The following is an 18,290-nucleotide window of genomic DNA, read 5'->3' as shown; positions in this document are numbered from 1 at the left end:
ACAAGATGAAACAGAGAATCGTACTGGCCCTTGGTGGCAATGCGCTGGGCAACAACCTGCCCGAGCAGATGAAGGCGGTGCAGAGCACGGCGGGCACCATTGCCGACCTGATCGCCCAGGGGCATGAGGTGGTGGTGACCCACGGCAACGGCCCTCAGGTGGGAATGATCCAGCAGGCGTTCGAAGTGGCGGCCCGCCACGAGCCAAAATCCCCCCATCTGCCGATGTCGGTCTGTGTGGCCCTGAGTCAGGGTTATATCGGCTATGACCTGCAAAATGCCCTGCGCGAAGCCTTGCTGGAACGCGGCATTCACAAGCCGGTTGCCACGCTGGTGACCCAGGTTGAGGTGGATAAAAATGATCCCGCCTTCCTTGACCCAAGCAAGCCCATCGGCGGCTTCTTCAGCAAGGAGGAGGCCGAGGCGCTGATGGCCAGGGGCGAGCGGCTCAAAGAGGACGCCGGTCGCGGCTATCGCCGGGTGGTCGCATCCCCCAAACCCGTCGATATCATCGAGAAAGAGACCGTCTCTGCCATGCTGGCCGCCGGTCAGGTGGTGATCACCGTCGGTGGCGGCGGCATTCCGGTGCTGCGCGAGGGCAATCACCTGCGCGGTGCCAGTGCGGTGATCGACAAGGATTGGGCCAGTGCCAAGCTGGCGGAGCTTATCGACGCCGACATGCTGATCATCCTCACCGCGGTGGAGAAGGTGGCCATCAACTTCGGCAAGCCCGATGTGCAGTGGCTCGATCAGTTGAGCGTGGCCGATGCCAACAGCTTTATTGCCCAGGAGCAGTTTGCCAAGGGCTCCATGCTGCCCAAGGTGGAGGCAGCGCTCTCGTTTGCAACATCCTTGCCCGGGCGCAAATCCCTGATCACCTTGCTGGAGAAGGCGGCCGAGGGGATCGCAGGCAAGACCGGGACCGTGATCAGCCTGTAGCGTGCAACGCGATGATGGGGTGATAGACAGGGGGCCTTGGCCCCCTGCTGTTTTTGGCTAGGGCGCTGCCGCGGCTGAGGTCGATTTCCCATAGATCGTGGGCAGCCCGCCAGCACAGGGGTAAGATAGCAACCCCGGTAAGGGGTTGGCCCATCGGAACAAGAGGCGAAAGGCAGAGCAATGCGTGGTGAGAGATGAGTGGAAAGGTCAATATGGCGGCGCTGGGGGGACTCGTCCTGCTCACCGCCATCTGGAGTTACAGCTGGATCGTGATGAAGCAGGTGATGCTCTACGCGGGGGCGTTCGAGTTCACCGCCCTGCGCTGCTTGTGTGGTTCATTGGTGTTGTTGCTGGTATTGGCCCTGCGCGGCCGCCGTTATCTCAAACCCACCCCGTTTCGCTATACCCTGGCCATCGCCCTGTTCCAGACCTGCGGCATGGTGGGGTTGGCCCAGTGGGCGCTGATCAGCGGCGGGGCGGGCAAGGTGGCCATTTTGAGTTACACCATGCCGTTCTGGGTGGTGATCTTCGCGGCGCTCTTTCTCGGCGAGCGGATGCGCAAGCTGCACTATCTGGCGGTCGGAGTGGCGGCCTGCGGCCTGCTGCTGGTGATCCAGCCCTGGTTGCTGCATCTTGAATCCCTCAAGAGTGCGATCTTGGCGATCCTCTCCGGCATCTGCTGGGGGATCAGCGCCATCATCGCCAAGCGGATGTATGCCCGCCATCCCGGGGTGGATCTGATGTCCCTCACCACCTGGCAGATGATCTACGCAACCATAGTGATGGCGCTGGTGGCGGCGCTGGTGCCGGAGCGCCCCATCGACTGGCAGCCCTACGTGATGGGGGCGCTGGCCTATAGCGCCATCTTCGCCACCGCCATCGCCTGGAGTCTCTGGCTGTTCGTACTGAAAAAACTGCCAGCGGGTATCGCCAGCCTCAGCACTCTGGCGGTGCCGGTGACCGGTGTGCTGCTCTCCTGGTGGCTGCTGGGCGAAAATCCGGGGCCGGTGGAAGGGAGCGGCATCGCCCTTATCGTGCTGGCGCTTCTCGTCATCAGTCGCAAGGGCAAGCGCTCCGTGGTGTCGGTGGCGGGGGAAACCCGTATCAAGCACGGTTGAGTGGTGACTGGGCTGCCAGTGGCACGATAAACAGCACTCAAAAGAGCCCGCGACAGGGGATCAGCCCCTCGTTACAATGGCGTGGTCTGACTGTGCTGGAGCACAGGTATCTGATTTATTGTGATTATTTCAACGAACCTAACGGCAAGGATGAGACCGTATGATGACGCTGGTGTGGTTGGCTGTAGGCCTGGTGTGTCTGGTGGTGGGGGCCGAATCTCTGGTGCGGGGCGCATCTCGCCTCGCCACCATGATGGGGATATCGCCACTGGTGGTGGGATTGACCATAGTGGCCTTTGGGACCAGTGCTCCCGAGCTGGCGGTGAGCATCCAGTCTGGCCTCGAGGGGCAGGCAGGGATAGCGGTGGGGAACGTGGTCGGCAGCAATATCTTTAACGTGCTGTTTATTTTAGGTATTTCGGCACTGATCGTACCGTTGACCGTCTCCCAGCAACTGGTACGTCTCGACGTTCCCCTGATGATAGTGGTCTCTTTTCTGGTGTTGTTGCTGGGCTACGATGGCCGTATTGCGCCACTGGAAGGGGCGCTGCTGTTTGCCGGCATCATCGCCTACACCGTGTTTCTCTTTGTCCAGAGTCGACGGGAAAACAAAGCGGTGCAGGCGGAGTACGAGCAGGAGTTTGGTACCCGTGAAGCGAGTACGGCGGGCAACTGGTTGCGCAATCTGCTCTTTATTGCCGCAGGTCTGGGTCTGCTGATCCTCGGCTCCCGTCTGCTGGTTGGCAGTGCGGTTGAGATTGCCCACTACTTCGGGGTGAGCGATCTGATCATCGGCTTGACCATAGTGGCGGCCGGTACCTCCTTGCCCGAAGTGGTGACCTCCATCGTCGCAGCCCTGCGCGGGGAGCGGGATATCGCTGTGGGGAACGTGGTGGGCAGTAATATCTTCAATATCCTCTGCGTGCTGGGGCTCACCTCCATCGTCACTCCCGGTGGGCTTGAAGTGTCGGCCACCGCCCTTCAGTTCGATATTCCGGTAATGATTGCGGTGGCGCTTGCCTGCCTGCCCATCTTCTTTACCGGTTACACCATCGCCCGCTGGGAAGGGGCCCTGTTTCTGGCCTACTACATCGGCTACACCTGCTGGCTGATCCTCCACGCCACATCCAGTCCGCTGCAAGGTCAGTTCAGTGCAGCGCTAACCGGTTTTGTGTTGCCGCTCACCGCCATCACTCTGGTTGTGCTGGCGGTGCGAGCCTGGCGATTGCAACGAACCCGGTCGTGATGCAGGTTCTCCTGATGTAAAGGAGCTGCATCAACCGACAGGCCGAAAAAAGCCCCACCATCATGGCGGGGCTTTTGGCTTGGTGAGGGGACGCGAAGAGCCGTTATCGGCGCTGGGCCAGATGCATCATGGCCTCCAGCACGGCGCCGCCGATGGCGCGGGCCTTGTCGGATACCGTAGTGGCGTCGGCCCGCTCGCCTCTGGGGTCGATGTCACCGATCTTGAAGCCGACAGTGACCTCGATACCATCGCTGAGCAGACCTCGCACCATGCCGGAGAGCGGCGCGATAATGGGGGCGTCCCCCACGTGAGCGATCACATCCCCCTCCTGCACCAGATCACCGAGCTTGATAATGCTCTTCATCACTCCGGCGACGGGGGCGCGCACCACCCGGCGGGCGGAGTGCCCCTCGATCACCCCGGGAATGCCGGTATTGGGCTGGGCGGGGCCCTGATAGATGACTCGCCCCAGATGGTGGCCACGGTTGGTCTCAATGACCGCATCGCAGTCGCGCCCCGCCTCAAACCCCGGGCCGAGGGCTACCGTAATGGGGGCCATCTCCTTGTGGGTGCCGAGGTTCTGCTTGGCGAGGATGGCATCCACCAGATAGCGAGGCTTGAGCTCGGTGAGGGTGGCGCAGTCGGGGTCAACCAGCAGCGGAATGACGCCCCGATCCAGCTGCTCGAATGCCTGTTCGACGCTCTCGACCCGCTTGGCACGCACTCCCTCGACGCTGGTTTCGCCGTCGAACATCCCCTGAGCGAAGGCGACAGTGCGGCGGATCACCGTGGGCTTGTCGAGATCCAGCATCACCACCTTGAAGCCGGCATTGTGCAGGCGCAGCGCCACCCCGGTGGCGATATCGCCGGAGCCACGCATCACCACCAGCTGATCCCGTTTGAGGCGCACATCGTCCTGCATCAGGCCACCCGATTTGCCGTTTTTCACCTGCAGCAGCTCGGCGAGGATGCTGATGGCGATCTCTTCCGGGGTTTCGGCTCCGATGTTGTAACCAATGGGGGCGTGCAGCTGCTGCAGTTGCTCCTGGCTCACCCCTTGCTGGCGCAGCGCCTGGGTGAAGGTCTGCACCTTGCGCTTGCTGGCGAGTAGCCCCAGATAGGCGAGGGGACGGCTGATGAGCCGATCCAGCGCCTCCTTGTCCTGATGGTTGGTGGCGATGATGACGAAGTTGGCGGGCTCGATGGCCAGTTTCTCGATCACCGCGCTGATGGTATCGGCCTGCATCAGATGGGTACCGGCTGGGAAGAGGTCAGGGTTGAGGCTCCCCTCGAAGCAATCCCCTACATGGACATCAAAGCCGAGCGGCGCCGCGGCATGGGCCACAGCCCGGTTGACGTGGCCGGCACCAATGAGCACCAGCCGTGGTCGCAGACCATAGACATCGATATAGACCGACATGGCACCACCGCAATCCGACCCGACCGCATGCTCACCGTTGCGTGCCATCCGGCCGTGGAAGATGCGCGGCTTGCGCTCGGCAATGGCGGCCATCGCTTCCTCGATCACCAGCCGCTCGATCATGCCGCCGCCGATGGTACCTAGGATCTGGCCATCGGCCATCACCAGCATCTGGGCCTGATGGCGCGGGGTGGAGCCCCGGCTCTCGATGATCTGGGCCATGGCAAACGGAGTGTTCTCCTGTTCCAGTCGGGCTGCGTGTGCAAACAGATTCATAAGGTACCTCTTTTCATCCTTAAAACGTCAGGGTGAGGCTAAAGCGCCTCCCCGTGCGGAGCTGTGCAGATCAGGTGACGGATGGGGGGGGATTCGCGCACGGCCCCCTGCCAGATGGCGTGGATCTCGGGGTGGCGGCTCTGCAGCTTTATCAATTCCGCCAGCCACGACGCCTCATTTTGATAATCGCCATTGATAAACCAGATCCGGCTCGCCCCGGGCGGGGTGCCCTTGAACACCCCCTCGGGGTGGGAGAGCAGCTTGTCAAACAGTGCCCAGTCAAGTGGCTCACCCGCCGCAATCCCGCACAGAGCCTGCAATTCAGCCCAGCGGTGGATCTGCGATGGCTCGGCATTGGCTCCCACCATGGCGCCGCCCAGCAGGGCGATCACCCAGTCACTTTGGTGTGGAATGCAAGGTTCATGCAAAGCGGGCACTTTCAATAACTTGTGATGGGCGCCATCCGCTTCGACCAGGATGAGATCGAAGCGCTGCTGTCCTTTGAGCAGGTCGATTTGGCGCAGATCCGGCCCTGCAACCTTGCCGGTGCGCTCGTCGAGATGGCTGAACAGGGCAACCAGGGTCGGGCCATCCGGCAGGGCCTGACAGCGGGTAAGTTGACGAACGGGATCCGTCTCGATAATCAATTCCCGATAGTGTGACGGGGCTGGCAGAAACATCCGGGTGGTGGTGGTAATTAGCACCCTTTTACCCTGCTTATAAAAATATTCCGCCAGCCAGAACAGGGTGCTGGTTTTTCCGCCGGCACCACAAAGGCTAATTAGCGTGGTATGGTTGTCACTATTTTCAAGCAGTGGATTTAAAAGCGAACCAATATCCGGAAACGCGTGAATAACAGAGTGTGGCAAGGACATGGCAATGACCGAAATAAATAGCGAGGTGAATGAAAAGGTGCAGGCTCGGGGGCGTGAACAGTGTGACTGTATAATTACCGCAGCAGGTTTGTCATCCCGCATGGGGGCATGGAAAATGATGCTACCTTATGGCTCGGGGACAATTCTTGATGCAAGTCTCAAAAATGCCCTGGCCTTCTGCTCCCGGATTATTTTGGTCGTGGGCCATCGCGGGGCCGAGCTCGCTGCCTGTTATGGAAATCGCCCAGACATCCTCATCGTCCACAACCCTGACTATGAGCAGGGGTTGGGCAGTTCCATCCGCTGCGCTCTGGCGGCCAGCGATGCTGACTACCTCTTTATCAGCCACGGGGATCTGCCCTGTATCCCGTGCGAGGTCTATCAGCAGTTGTGGCAGGCGCGCGGAGAGCTCGCCCTGTTCCCGAGCTTTGAGGGGGAGGCGGGTCATCCGGTCTTGCTGCCAAAATCCCTCGCAAGGGAGCTGGCTGCCGCGCCGGCACAGGGTTCGGTGCGCCGCTGGTTGCTGCAACGTCCCCATCGCACCATACCGGTCGAGAGTCCTGCCATCCTCTTTGATATCGATACCCCCGAGCGCTATCAGGCGCTGATCCGTGGCGAACTGGAGCTGCGTTCTGCCGACGAGTTTACGACCGAGCAGGGCTGAGTCGCATCGTTGGGACCCACCTCCCTCTGCGTGCAATGGCAGCCAGCGGGGCGGTAACGCCGAGTCATCTCGCAGCCTTTGGATAAACCGAAATAGCGACGACCGCCTTTTATATGGCAGTGACTTTTAAGCAAACCCCGGCCATATTGGCCGGGGCTGGCTTGCGATAATGCTGGATGATTTTTACCCTATCAAAGTGATATTTATCGCTGCCGATTTGATACTTTTCATTTTTCTCTGGCATTGCCTTGAATAAAATATCAAGTGAGTGAGAACCACTCTCATTAATCATAATGGCGACATGCCAAACCGCCTTCATTAATTCGAGCCATCTCACGCTTTTACCCTAAAAAATAGTTTTGCCGATGGAGTGGCCTGATAGTTGCTCCTCTCCTTGCCAAGGGGTAATGCCCGTGCGGGATACCCCATTTATTCATGCTGCCAATGCGCAGAACAGCTGCAAGGAGATAGCCATGGGCGATATTATGCGACCCGTTCCCTTCAAGAACCTTCTGACCCGTATTTTTGCGGAATATAAAGAGAGTCAGACTATTTTCGGTATTCCCGCCGCACAATTTTATCGCAAGCAGGACGAGCGCAAGATCAAGGTGTTCGGTGAAACCTGCGAGACTCCCATTGGCCCGGCAGCCGGCCCCCATACCCAATTGGCCCAGAACATCGTCACCTCCTGGCTGACCGGCGGGCGCTTTATCGAGCTCAAGACGGTGCAGATCCTGGACCGTCTCGAACTGGAAAAGCCCTGCATCGATGCCGAAGACGAGTGCTTCAACACCGAGTGGTCTACCGAGTTCACCCTGCCCAAGGCGTTTGACGAGTATCTGAAAGCCTGGTTTGCCCTCTACCTGCTGGAAGAGGTGTTCGATCCCCGTCTCGACGGAGAGGCCAAGTCATTCATCTTCAACATGAGCGTGGGTTACAACCTCGATGGCATCAAACAGCCACCGATGCAGCAGTTCATCCACAGCCTGATGGATGCAAGCCAAAGTCCGAAATTTGCCGAGTACCAGCAGGTGGTACGTGACCTCGTGGCCGACGAGCAGTTTATCGCCGAGCTGGGACTGGGGGCGCGGCGCGATCGCCTGCAACAGCTGGTGGAGCGCATCCCGGCTGAGCTGGTGCACGGCGTCACCCTCTCCACCATGCACGGCTGCCCGCCGAACGAAATTGAAGCCATCTGCCGCTACATGCTGGAAGAGAAGGGGCTCAACACCTTCGTCAAACTGAACCCGACCCTGCTGGGCTACCCGCGGGTGCGCGAGATCCTCGATACCTGTGGCTTTGATTACATTGGTCTGAGCGAAGAGTCGTTCGATCACGACCTCAAGCTGGAGCAGGCCAAGGCGATGCTGACCCGCTTGATGGCGCTGGGGGCCGAGAAGGGGCTCACCTTCGGGGTCAAGCTGACCAACACCCTTGGCACCATCAACCGCAAGGGGGCGCTGCCCGGCGATGAGATGTATATGTCCGGCCGCGCGCTGTTCCCGCTCTCCATCAACGTGGCGGCTGTGCTGTCCCGCGCTTTCGATGGCAAGCTGCCCATCTCCTACTCGGGTGGCGCCAGCAAGTTCAATATCGCGGAGATCTTCGAGACCGGTATTCGTCCCATCACCATGGCTACCGACCTGCTCAAACCGGGCGGCTACCTGCGCCAGATCGAGTGCCTCAAAGAGATCGACGCTTCTGACAGCTGGGGCATGAGTCAGGTGGATGTGGCCAAGCTGGAGGCGCTTGCCGCCAAGGCCCTCACAATGGATTACACCCAGAAGGAGTGGAAGTCCGAGGATCGCATCGAAGTGGGTGGTGGCCTGCCGCTGACCGACTGCTACGTGGCGCCCTGCGTCACCGCCTGCGCCGTGCATCAGGATATCCCCGAGTACATTCGCCTGATGGGCGAGGGGGAGTATGTGGCAGCCCTTGAGCTGATTTATCAGCGCAACGCCTTGCCCGCCATCACCGGCCATATCTGCGATCACCAGTGCCAGTACAACTGTACCCGTCTCGATTACGACAGCGCGCTCAATATCCGTGAGCTGAAAAAAGTGGCGCTGGAGCGCGGCTGGGAAGGGTACAAGGCCCGCTGGCACAAACCGGCAGGCAGTGGTGACAAGCACCCGGTTGCGGTAATAGGTGCAGGCCCGGCCGGTCTCTCCGCCGGTTACTTTCTGGCCCGCGCCGGCCACCCGGTCACCGTGTTCGAGCGCGAAGCGGATGCCGGTGGCGTGGTCAAGCACATCATCCCCGAGTTCCGCATCCCGGCCGAGCTTATCCAGCACGACATCGACTTTGTCGCCGCCCACGGGGTCAAATTCGAGTTTGGTTGCGATCCGGCGCTCACCGTCGACAAGCTGCACGCCCAGGGCTTTACCTATGTCTTCGTCGGCATCGGTGCCGACAAGAACGGCGGCATGCGTCTCGAAGGGGGTCATGATCGGGTCTACAAATCCTTCAACTTCCTGCGCAGCTTCAATCAGGGCAAACCGCTGCCGCTGGGCCGCCATGTGGCGGTGATCGGCGCCGGTAACACCGCCATGGACTGCGCCCGCGCCGCCCTCAAGGTGCCGGGTGTCAGCGATGTGACCGTTATCTACCGCCGCAGCGAAAAAGAGATGCCCGCCTATCGCGAGGAGTATCTGGAAGCGGTGGAGGATGGGGTGCGTTTCTGCTTCCTCACCAATCCGGAGCGCTTTGAGAAAGATGGCAAGCTCACAGTTCGGATGATGGCGCTGGGGGATCCTGACGAGCAGGGCCGCCGCCGTCCTGTGCCCACCGAGCAGACCGAAGTGATGCAGATGGATGCGCTGATCACCGCCATCGGCGAGCAGCCTGACTGCGAGGTGCTCAAAGCGATGGGCATTCCCTTGGGCAGCGATGGCTGGCCCGAGGTGGACAGCCAGACCGGCGAAACCAGCCGTCGCAACGTCTTCCTGATCGGTGACGTGCAGAGCGGTCCGTCCTCCATCGTCGGTGCCATCGGTGGTGCACGCCGCGCCGCGGATCTGGTGCTCTCTCGCGAGCATATCGCCAGCCAGCAGAGTGAAGTGACCATCCAGCCATCGGGCAAGGACGAGATCTATCGCCGCAAGGGGAGCATCGCCGTCACCCTGGTCGACAAAAACGAGCGCGATGCCTTCGTGGCGCAGGAGGCGCACCGTTGCCTCGAGTGCAACTACCTCTGCAGCAAGTGCGTGGATGTCTGCCCCAACCGGGCCAACGTCGCCATCGCGGTGCCGGGCTTCAAGGATCAGTTCCAGACCCTGCACCTGGATGCCTACTGCAACGAATGTGGCAACTGCGCCCAGTTCTGCCCGTGGCAGGGCAAGCCCTATCAGGACAAGGTCACCATCTTCAGCCTGCCCGAGGACTTCGACAACAGCCGCAACCCCGGTTTCTATCTGGCGGATGGTGGCGAACTGCGGGTGCGTCAGGATGGCGAGACCTATCGCCTGACCATAGACGCCCAGAGCCGGATCAAGGATGCGCCAGCGGCCCTTGGCGACATGTGCCGGATCATCAGCCATGTCCATGCCCATCACCACTACCTGCTGGGGGCCGTCGAGGCCTGAGCGAATAACGAATAAGCGAAGGAGCAAACCATGTTTATTCTGAAGAACGTCACCGCCGTCCAGCTGGAGCCGACCCGTGTACTGGAAGGGGTGGATATCGCCATCGAAGGCACCCTTATCAAAGCGGTGGGGCCCAATCTGCGGGCCCTCTACCCGGAGGCCAACTATCGGGAGATGGGGGGCAAGCTGGTGATGCCGGGCATCGTCTGTGCCCATAACCACTTCTACTCCGGCCTGTCGCGGGGGATCATGGCCAATATTGCCCCCTGCCCGGATTTTATCTCCACCCTGAAAAACCTCTGGTGGCGGCTCGATCGGGCGCTCGATGAAGAGTCCCTCTACTACAGCGGTCTCATCTGCTCGCTTGAGGCGATCAAGAGCGGCTGCAGTGCGGTGATCGACCATCACGCTTCGCCCAACTTCATCAAGGGCTCCCTGAATGTGTTGCGCAAAGGTTTTATGGAGGCGGGTCTGCGTGGCATGACATGCTTCGAGACTACGGATCGCAACGGCGGCCTCGCCGAACTGCAGGCCGGGGTGGAGGAGAACATCCTGTTCGCGCAGGCCATTGATGCCGCCAAAGCCAAGGGGAGCGAACCCTATCTGGTGGAGGCCCATATCGGCGCACACGCCCCCTTCACCGTGCCCGACGAGGGGCTCGCCATGCTGCGCGAAGCGGTGCAGGTCACCGGTCGCGGGCTGCATATCCATGTGGCGGAAGACCGCTACGACATGGCTCACGGTCACCACCACTATGGCAAGGAGCCCATCGCCCGGCTGGACGAGTTTGGCATTGTCGACAGCAAGACCCTGATTGCCCACGGCATCTACCTGAGCCCGGCTGACATCGAACTGCTCAACAGCCGCGATGCCTTCCTGGTGCACAACGCCCGCTCCAACATGAACAACCACGTGGGCTACAACATGCACCTGCCGGAGTATCGCAATCTGGCGCTTGGCACCGATGGTATCGGCTCCGACATGCTCGAAGAGCTCAAGTTCGCCTACTTCAAGCACAAGGATGCCGGTGGCGCCCTGTGGCCTGACAGCTTTGCCCGCTTCCTGTGGAACGGCAACACCCTGCTGGAGCGCAACTTCGGCGCCAAATTTGGCCGCCTGGAGCCGGGATACAAGGCCGACCTCACCATTTGCGACTACGACGCACCGACCCCGCTGGCGCCGCGCAACCTCGGTGGCCATCTCGCCTTCGGTATGGGCTCATCCTCGGTCAACAGCGTGATGGTCGAGGGACGCATGGTCTATCAGGATCGCGAGTTCCCGTTCGATGCCGCGCCCATTTACGAGCAGGCCAGCAAGGTGGCGAGCCGCCTGTGGCAACGGATGGATCAGCTGGCCTAAGGCCACCTTCCACAGTTTTGGACCGGATTGCCCGCCGTGTGGATTTCCCCGGCGGCGGGCAGCAAGAGTAAGGACGACACATGATTGAGCAATTCTTCCGACCCGAGCAACTGGGTCAGGCTTTGGAACTCAAGGCCAGTTTCGGCAACGACGCCGTCTACATGGGAGGCGGCAGCAAGCTTAACGCCGCTCCGACCCGCACCGACAAGAAGGTCGCTATCTCGCTGGACAAGCTGGGACTGAACCAGATTGAGCAGCAGCACGGCCAGCTCCATATCGGCGCCACCGTCACCCTGCAAGCCCTCAAAGACGACCCCCGTACTCCGGCCGCCCTGTGCGACGCGCTGGGGTTTGTCTACTCCCGCCATCTGCGCAATCAGGCCACCATTGGCGGCGAACTTGCCTGCCAGCAGCAGGACTCCCCGCTGCTGCCGGTACTGCTGGTCCTTGAAGCCGTGGTAGTGCTGGAGAACAACCAGCTGCAACCCATCGATGCCTATCTGGCCGGCCAGCGCAAGGAGCTGGTGCTGGGGGTGGTGCTGCCGGAGCCTGAACTGCGCTGCGCCACTCGCCGCATCAGCCGCAATGCCGATGGCTTGGCGGTGATGACCGCCGCGGTAGCCCTCGACAGCATTGGCGAGATGCGGGTGGCCGTCGCTGGCGTCACCCCGCAGCCGATGCGCCTGCGTGATGTGGAGCGCCGCGATCTGCACGATGCCGCGCTGGAGGCGGCCGTGGGCGAGCTGGTTGCACCGCGCGAGGATCTCGGCGGCAGCGTGACCTACAAGCGCTATATCAGCGGGGTAGTGGTGGCGGATCTGCTGGTCGAGTGCCAGCAGCAGGAGGTACAGGCATGATGGAACTCAACTTCACACTGAACGGTGCCCTGCGCACCGTCATCACCCCGGCTGGCGAGAATGCCCAGCGGGTGCTGTTCAACCAGTGCCGGATGCACTCGGTGCGCAACAGCGACGACGGTTTTGGCTTTGCCGGCTCAGATGCCATTCTCTTCAACGGCAAGGTGATCAACGCCTCCCTGCTGATCGCCGCACAACTGGATGGATCAGAGGTGCGCACCGCAGAGTCGCTGGGCAGCTGGAACCAGCTCAGTCTGGTACAGCAGGCGATGGTAGATGTGGGCGTGGTGCAGTCCGGCTACAACGATCCGGCTGCGGCGCTCATCGTCACCGACCTGCTTGATCGCCATCCCGAACCGACCCGTGATCAAATCGATGACGCGCTCTCGGGCCTCTTTCACCGGGACGGCGGCTACCAGCAGTTCTATCAGGCTATCGAGCTGGCCAGTTCACGGATGAAGGATCCCGATTATCTGTGCCAGATTGCCCCCGAGTTCCGTGACGATCTGCGCCATATCGGCAAGAGCTGCCCCAAGGTTGATGCCGCCAAGATGGTACAGGCCAAGCCCTGCTACGTGGAGGATCGGGTCACCGAGGATGCGCTGGTCATCAAGATGCTGCGCAGCCCCCATCCCCATGCGGTGATCACCAAACTCGACGTGAGCCGCGCCGAAGCCATGCCGGGGGTGGTGCATGTCATCACCCACCTCAACTGCCCCGATATCTACTACACCCCAGGTGGCCAGAGCGCGCCCGAGCCGTCACCGCTCGATCGCCGCATGTTTGGCCGCAAGCTGCGTCACGTCGGTGACCGGGTGGCCGCCGTGGTGGCCGAGAGCGAAGCCATCGCATTGGCCGCGCTCAAACTCATCGAGGTCGAGTATCAGGTGCTGCCGGCGGTCATGAGCATTGACGAGGCGATGGCCCCCAATGCCCCGCTGGTCCACGACGAGCCCATCGTCTACATGGCCGGGGCACCGGCGGATCTCGAGCAGCAGAACGCCTGCTCGGTGCGTCGCGGTGACGAGCACATGATCATCAACTTCCCCATCGGTTCCCGCCCGCACGAGAACCTGGCCGCCAGCGTCCATGGCCAGATCGGCGATGTGGCCAAAGGCTTTGCCGAGGCGGACGAGATTGTCGAGCGCACCTACGAATCGACCCAGGCCCAGCAGTGCCCGACCGAGCCGCATATCTGCTTCACCTACATGGATGGGGATCGTCTGGTCATTCACGCATCCACCCAGGTGCCGTGGCACGTGCGCCGTCAGGTGGCGCGGATCGTCGGCATGAAGCAGCATCAGGTGCATGTGATCAAGGAGCGGGTAGGGGGCGGCTTTGGCTCCAAGCAGGATATCCTGCTGGAAGAGGTGTGCGCCTGGGCGACCAGGGTCACCGGTCGTCCGGTCACCTTCCGCTACACCCGTGAAGAGGAGTTCATCAGCAACACCTCCCGCCACGTGGCCAAGGTGAAGGTGAAAGTGGGGGCCAAGAAAGATGGCACTATCACCGCCATCGAAATGGATTTTCGTGCCAACACCGGTCCTTACGGCAACCACTCTCTGACGGTGCCGAGCAACGGCCCGGCGCTCTCCCTGCCGCTCTATCCGTGCGACAACGTGCGCTTTACCGTCAACACCTACTACAGCAACATCTGCCCGACCGGTGCCTATCAGGGCTACGGCGCGCCCAAGGGCAACTTCGCGCTGACCATGGCCATTGCCGAACTTGCCGAGAAACTGGGCATCGATCAGCTCGACATGGTGGAGCACAACCGGGTGCATGAAGGGGACATCCTCAAGGTGCTGGGTGCCATCGGTGAGGGCAAGATGCCGACTTCTGTGCCCCACGCGGCCAGCTGTGCCCTCGAACCCATCCTCAAACAGGGCCGCGAGTTGATTGCCTGGGATAGTCCCAAACCCGCCGACGGGGATTGGCGCATCGGTCGTGGCGTCGCCATCATCATGCAAAAATCGGGGATCCCGGATATCGATCAGGCCAACTGCATGGTCAAGCTGGAGTCTGACGGCACCTTTATCGTTCACTCCGGTGGCGCCGATATCGGCACCGGCCTCGATACCGTGGTGGCCAAGCTGACCGCCGAGGTGCTCGGTTGCCCGCTCAGCGATGTGCATGTGATCTCCGGTGACACCGACCACGCGCTGTTCGACAAGGGGGCCTACGCCTCGTCCGGTACCTGCTTCTCCGGCAACGCGGCCAAGATGGCGGCCGAGAACCTCAAGGCGAAGATCCTGTTCCACGGCGCCGCCATGCTGGGCGAGCCGGTGGAGGATGTGGAACTGGTTCACCCGGGTATAGTGCGCGGCAAGCAGGGGGAGGTGACCCTCGCCAAGCTGGCCCACAAGGCCGAGACCGGTACCGGCTTCGGCATTCTGGTGGGCACCGCCAGCTACATCACCTCTGAGCTGGCCTTCCCGTATGGCGCCAACTTCGCCGAGGTGGCGGTCAACGTCAGAACCGGCGAGATCCGCCTCGACAAGTTCTACGCCCTGCTCGACTGCGGTACGCCCATCAACCCGGAGCTGGCCCTCGGCCAGATCTACGGGGCGACCATGCGGGCCATCGGCCACACCATGACCGAGGAGATCTGCTACGACAGCAAGGGTATCCCGCTCACCCGGGATCTCAAGAGCTATGGCGCGCCCAAGATTGGCGACATTCCCCGCGATTTTCGGGCCTTCCTGGTACCGAGTGACGACAAGGTCGGCCCTTACGGCGCCAAATCCATCTCGGAGATCGGGGTCAACGGCGCCGCGCCTGCCATAGCCACCGCCATCCACGACGCCTGTGGTGTCTGGTTGCGCAAGTGGCACTTCACGCCGGAGCAGATCCTGCGCGAACTGGGCAAGCTGGAGCAAAAAGTGTCGGCATAACAAAAGAAAAGGTGAGGGGCGGGCGCCAGCTCGCCCCCAGCGCCTGACGGCGGAATGAGTACTCCGCCTACATTCTGTGTGATGGGACAAACACGATGTCTAAAACAACACGCAAGCACTCGGATCTCATTTACGAGCTGGAAGACAAACCCCCGTTTTATCAAACCCTGATGGGTGCAGTGACCCATCTGCTGGCCATTTTTGTTCCTATGGTAACCCCGGCGCTGATCGTCGGCGGCGCCCTGGGCCTCTCCACCGAGATCACCGCCTATCTGGTCTCCATGGCGATGATCGCCTCCGGTATCGGCACCTGGCTGCAGGTGAACCGTTATGGCCCCATCGGGTCTGGGTTGCTCTCCATCCAGTCGGTCAACTTCTCCTTCGTGACCGTGATGATCGCCCTCGGCGGCGCCATGAAAAAAGATGGCATCCACGAGGAGCTGATCGTCTCGACCCTGCTCGGGGTCTCCTTTGTCGGTGCCTTTCTGGTGATGGGCTCCTCCTTTGTGCTGCCCTACCTCAAGCGGGTGATCACCCCGACCGTGAGCGGGGTGGTGGTACTGATGATTGGCCTGAGCCTTATCAAGGTGGGGATCATCGACTTTGGCGGCGGCTTCTCCGCCATGAGCAGCGGCACCTTTGGCAAATATGAGCACATCGGGCTGGGGCTCTTGGTGCTCTGCGTTATCGTCGCCTTTAACTGCAGCCGAAGCCCGCTGCTGCGGATGAGCGGCATTGCCATCGGCCTGCTGGTGGGCTATGCGGTTGCCCTGATGCTTGGCATGGTGGATTTCTCCGCCCTTGAAAACCTGCCGCTTATTACGGTGCCGATCCCGTTCAAGTACGGTTTCTCCTTCGATTTTCATGCCTTTATGCTGGCGGGCACCATCTATCTGTTGAGCGTGCTGGAGGCGGTGGGGGACATCACCGCCACCGCCATGGTTTCCCACCGGGATATTCAGGGCCCCGAGTTTCAAAAACGGCTCTCCGGCGGCGTGCTGGCGGATGGGTTGGTCTCGGTGATCGCCTCTGCCCTCGGCTCTTTGCCACTCACCACCTTTGCCCAGAACAACGGCGTCATCCAGATGACCGGGGTGGCCTCACGCCATGTGGGCAAGTTTATTGCCGTCATTCTGGTGCTGCTGGGGCTTTTCCCCGTAGTGGGACGCTTCTTTACCACCATACCGTCACCTGTGATGGGGGGCGCCATGGTCATCATGTTCTCGATGATCGCCATCGCCGGTGGTCGCATCATCATCAGCCACGGTTTCGATCGGCGGGAGACCCTGATTGTCGCCACTTCGCTGGGTCTTGGGCTCGGGGTCTCCTATGACCCGAACGTCTTCAAGGTGCTGCCGGCGGGTATCTACATGCTGGTGGAGAACCCCATCTGTGCCGGTGGTATCACCGCCATCATCATGAATCTGGTGCTGCCGCAAAGCCGCAAGCGCAAGGCGGCCGTCAGGGATGCCGAGGCGGTGGAGGTGATCCAGCTGAGCGACAAACCGGATGTGATCTTTACCGCCCGCAGTGCGGGCCAGCCATCGGCCAGCAAGGGTGAGGGGTCACCAGAGCCAGTGCCCGGGCAGGCGGTGGCGCCACAAGTGGAACGGATCTGACGGTTAAACCGGCAAAAAACGTCAACAGAACAAGAAAAACAGGGAAACGGTTATGAAAAACGACAACTCTGTCAAAGCGGTACGCGGCAGCTTCTTCGATATCACCCGGGTGGTGGATCAGCCCGAGGAGATTGAGTCCAACGCCCGTCTTATCGAGGATGGCCTGCTGATCATTCGCAACGGCTGCATCGACTGGTTTGGTGAGTGGGAGGAGGGGAAGGCGCGTATTCCGGCCGAAGTGCGGGTGCGCGATTATCGCGGCAAGATGATAGTGCCGGGTTTTGTCGATACCCACATTCACTATCCCCAGAGCGAGATGGTGGGAGCCTATGGCGAGCAACTGCTGGAGTGGCTCAACCGCCACACCTTCCCCGCCGAGCGGCGCTACAACGATCTCGAATATGCCCGCGAGATGTCCACCTTCTTTATCAAGCAGTTGCTGCGTAACGGCACTACCACGGCGCTGGTGTTTGGCACCGTTCACCCCGAGTCAGTGGATGCCCTGTTCGAGGCGGCCAGTCGCATCAATATGCGGATGATCGCGGGCAAGGTGATGATGGATCGCAATGCGCCCGATTATCTGCTCGATACCGCCGAGAGCAGCTATGTGCAGAGCAAGCAGCTTATCGAGCGCTGGCACGGCAATGGTCGCCTGCTCTATGCCATCACACCACGATTTGCACCCACCTCGACACCCGAGCAGCTGGCGATGGCGCGGCGGCTGCGCGAAGAGTTTCCCACCACCTATCTGCACACCCATCTGTGCGAGAACAAGGACGAGATTGCCTGGGTCAAATCCCTCTTCCCGGCGCACAAGGGCTATCTCGATGTCTATCACCAGCATGGGCTGACCGGCCACAACTGCGTGTTTGCCCACTGCGTCCATCTGGAAGAGCAGGAGTGGGATTGCCTGAAGGAGACCGGCTCCACCATCGCGTTTTGCCCCACCTCCAACCTCTATCTCGGCAGCGGTCTATTCAAGCTGCACAAGGCGTGGCGCAAGCAGGTGAAGGTGGGGATGGGCACCGACATCGGCGCGGGCACCACCTTCAACATGCTGCAGACCCTCAACGAGGCCTACAAGGTGATGCAGTTGCAGGGCGAGCGGCTCTCGGCCTATCAGGCCTTCTATCTGGCGACCCTGGGCGGCGCCCATTCGTTGGGGCTGGACGAGAAGATCGGCAGCTTTGCGGTGGGCAAGGAGGCGGACTTCGTGGTGCTCGACCCGGTCGCCACCCCGCTGCAGCAGCTGCGTTATGACAACTCCACCACCCTGCGGGACAAGCTCTTTGTGTTGCTGACCCTGGGAGATGACAGATCCATCTACCGCACCTATGTGGATGGCCAACTGGTGCATGAACGGGGGTAGGGGCTGGAGTGGGCTGCCGCGGCGCAGCCCCAACGAATACGGCGGCTGGCGTGCTCCACAGGGGCGCCAGT

Annotated in this window: 13 protein-coding genes; 10 read left to right on the top strand and 3 right to left on the bottom strand. The window is 61.1% G+C overall.

Annotated elements, in window-relative coordinates:
* Nucleotides 1-5 precede the first annotated feature (5 nt).
* The 3 genes from arcC to G5171_RS02590 all read left to right on the top strand — a co-directional run bounded on the left by arcC (nucleotide 6) and on the right by G5171_RS02590 (nucleotide 3,302).
* The gene (gene arcC, locus G5171_RS02600) at nucleotides 6-938 is read left to right on the top strand and encodes a carbamate kinase (protein WP_421259786.1); all 933 of its coding nucleotides are present in this window, start codon (nucleotides 6-8) and stop codon (nucleotides 936-938) included.
* Nucleotides 939-1,132: 194 nt separating this feature from the next.
* Complete coding sequence (locus G5171_RS02595; protein WP_421259785.1) at nucleotides 1,133-2,056, top strand: DMT family transporter; 924 nt, start codon at nucleotides 1,133-1,135, stop codon at nucleotides 2,054-2,056.
* Between the two features lie 160 nt (nucleotides 2,057-2,216).
* Nucleotides 2,217-3,302 carry a calcium/sodium antiporter gene (locus tag G5171_RS02590; protein ID WP_151285962.1) on the top strand — a complete coding sequence of 362 codons (1,086 nt, stop codon included), beginning with the start codon at nucleotides 2,217-2,219 and terminating at the stop codon, nucleotides 3,300-3,302.
* Nucleotides 3,303-3,405: 103 nt separating this feature from the next.
* Here G5171_RS02590 and yqeB read toward each other — a convergent pair whose 3' ends face one another.
* The gene (gene yqeB / locus G5171_RS02585) at nucleotides 3,406-4,998 is read right to left on the bottom strand and encodes a selenium-dependent molybdenum cofactor biosynthesis protein YqeB (protein ID WP_421259784.1); all 1,593 of its coding nucleotides are present in this window, start codon (nucleotides 4,996-4,998) and stop codon (nucleotides 3,406-3,408) included.
* Between the two features lie 38 nt (nucleotides 4,999-5,036).
* Nucleotides 5,037-5,873, bottom strand: coding sequence for a selenium cofactor biosynthesis protein YqeC (yqeC, locus tag G5171_RS02580; protein WP_421259783.1), 837 nt, complete (start codon nucleotides 5,871-5,873; stop codon nucleotides 5,037-5,039).
* Between yqeC and mocA the strand changes: the two genes are divergently transcribed.
* Nucleotides 5,872-6,537, top strand: a complete 666-nt coding sequence (mocA, locus tag G5171_RS02575) for a molybdenum cofactor cytidylyltransferase (protein WP_338071901.1) — start codon at nucleotides 5,872-5,874, stop codon at nucleotides 6,535-6,537. The two genes, yqeC and mocA, sit on opposite strands and share 2 nt — an antisense overlap.
* Before the next feature lie 109 nt (nucleotides 6,538-6,646).
* On the opposite strand, the gene G5171_RS02570 is transcribed toward mocA, so the two are convergent.
* Complete coding sequence (locus tag G5171_RS02570; protein ID WP_159158880.1) at nucleotides 6,647-6,874, bottom strand: hypothetical protein; 228 nt, start codon at nucleotides 6,872-6,874, stop codon at nucleotides 6,647-6,649.
* A gap of 136 nt (nucleotides 6,875-7,010) precedes the next feature.
* On the opposite strand from G5171_RS02570, the gene ygfK reads away from it, so the two are divergent.
* From ygfK to guaD, 6 genes are all read left to right on the top strand, one after another.
* Complete coding sequence (ygfK, locus tag G5171_RS02565) at nucleotides 7,011-10,121, top strand: putative selenate reductase subunit YgfK (protein WP_421259782.1); 3,111 nt, start codon at nucleotides 7,011-7,013, stop codon at nucleotides 10,119-10,121.
* Between the two features lie 30 nt (nucleotides 10,122-10,151).
* Nucleotides 10,152-11,480, top strand: coding sequence for a putative aminohydrolase SsnA (ssnA, locus tag G5171_RS02560; protein WP_421259781.1), 1,329 nt, complete (start codon nucleotides 10,152-10,154; stop codon nucleotides 11,478-11,480).
* Between the two features lie 80 nt (nucleotides 11,481-11,560).
* Nucleotides 11,561-12,337 (top strand): molybdopterin-dependent oxidoreductase FAD-binding subunit, encoded by a 777-nt coding sequence (gene ygfM / locus G5171_RS02555; protein ID WP_421259780.1) that lies wholly within the window; start codon nucleotides 11,561-11,563, stop codon nucleotides 12,335-12,337.
* Nucleotides 12,334-15,231, top strand: a complete 2,898-nt coding sequence (locus G5171_RS02550) for a molybdopterin-dependent oxidoreductase Mo/Fe-S-binding subunit (protein WP_421259779.1) — start codon at nucleotides 12,334-12,336, stop codon at nucleotides 15,229-15,231. The genes ygfM and G5171_RS02550 overlap by 4 nt, the downstream gene beginning before the upstream one ends.
* A gap of 95 nt (nucleotides 15,232-15,326) precedes the next feature.
* Nucleotides 15,327-16,850, top strand: coding sequence for a nucleobase:cation symporter-2 family protein (locus tag G5171_RS02545; RefSeq protein ID WP_139734930.1), 1,524 nt, complete (start codon nucleotides 15,327-15,329; stop codon nucleotides 16,848-16,850).
* A gap of 52 nt (nucleotides 16,851-16,902) precedes the next feature.
* Entirely contained in the window at nucleotides 16,903-18,219 is a 1,317-nt protein-coding gene (gene guaD, locus G5171_RS02540) for a guanine deaminase (RefSeq protein WP_040069820.1), read from the top strand.
* Nucleotides 18,220-18,290 lie beyond the last annotated feature (71 nt).

Origin of the sequence: Aeromonas sp. 600774, from assembly GCF_049175075.1 — a bacterium.
Classification (GTDB): domain Bacteria; phylum Pseudomonadota; class Gammaproteobacteria; order Enterobacterales; family Aeromonadaceae; genus Aeromonas; species Aeromonas veronii_A.
Note: the sequence above shows the minus strand (reverse complement) of the source record. Positions and strands in the feature narration are given on the sequence as shown.

What these genes read in the sequence shown, in the direction of transcription:
- arcC (WP_421259786.1), top strand. Translation starts at nt 6, where the DNA reads ATGAAACAGAGAATCGTACTGGCCCTTGGTGGCAATGCGCTGGGCAAC.
- ygfM (WP_421259780.1), top strand. Translation starts at nt 11,561, where the DNA reads ATGATTGAGCAATTCTTCCGACCCGAGCAACTGGGTCAGGCTTTGGAA.
- G5171_RS02550 (WP_421259779.1), top strand. Translation starts at nt 12,334, where the DNA reads ATGATGGAACTCAACTTCACACTGAACGGTGCCCTGCGCACCGTCATC.
- yqeB (WP_421259784.1), bottom strand. Translation starts at nt 4,998, where the DNA reads ATGAATCTGTTTGCACACGCAGCCCGACTGGAACAGGAGAACACTCCG.
- G5171_RS02545 (WP_139734930.1), top strand. Translation starts at nt 15,327, where the DNA reads ATGTCTAAAACAACACGCAAGCACTCGGATCTCATTTACGAGCTGGAA.
- G5171_RS02595 (WP_421259785.1), top strand. Translation starts at nt 1,133, where the DNA reads ATGAGTGGAAAGGTCAATATGGCGGCGCTGGGGGGACTCGTCCTGCTC.
- ssnA (WP_421259781.1), top strand. Translation starts at nt 10,152, where the DNA reads ATGTTTATTCTGAAGAACGTCACCGCCGTCCAGCTGGAGCCGACCCGT.
- yqeC (WP_421259783.1), bottom strand. Translation starts at nt 5,873, where the DNA reads ATGTCCTTGCCACACTCTGTTATTCACGCGTTTCCGGATATTGGTTCG.
- guaD (WP_040069820.1), top strand. Translation starts at nt 16,903, where the DNA reads ATGAAAAACGACAACTCTGTCAAAGCGGTACGCGGCAGCTTCTTCGAT.
- mocA (WP_338071901.1), top strand. Translation starts at nt 5,872, where the DNA reads ATGGCAATGACCGAAATAAATAGCGAGGTGAATGAAAAGGTGCAGGCT.
- G5171_RS02590 (WP_151285962.1), top strand. Translation starts at nt 2,217, where the DNA reads ATGATGACGCTGGTGTGGTTGGCTGTAGGCCTGGTGTGTCTGGTGGTG.
- ygfK (WP_421259782.1), top strand. Translation starts at nt 7,011, where the DNA reads ATGGGCGATATTATGCGACCCGTTCCCTTCAAGAACCTTCTGACCCGT.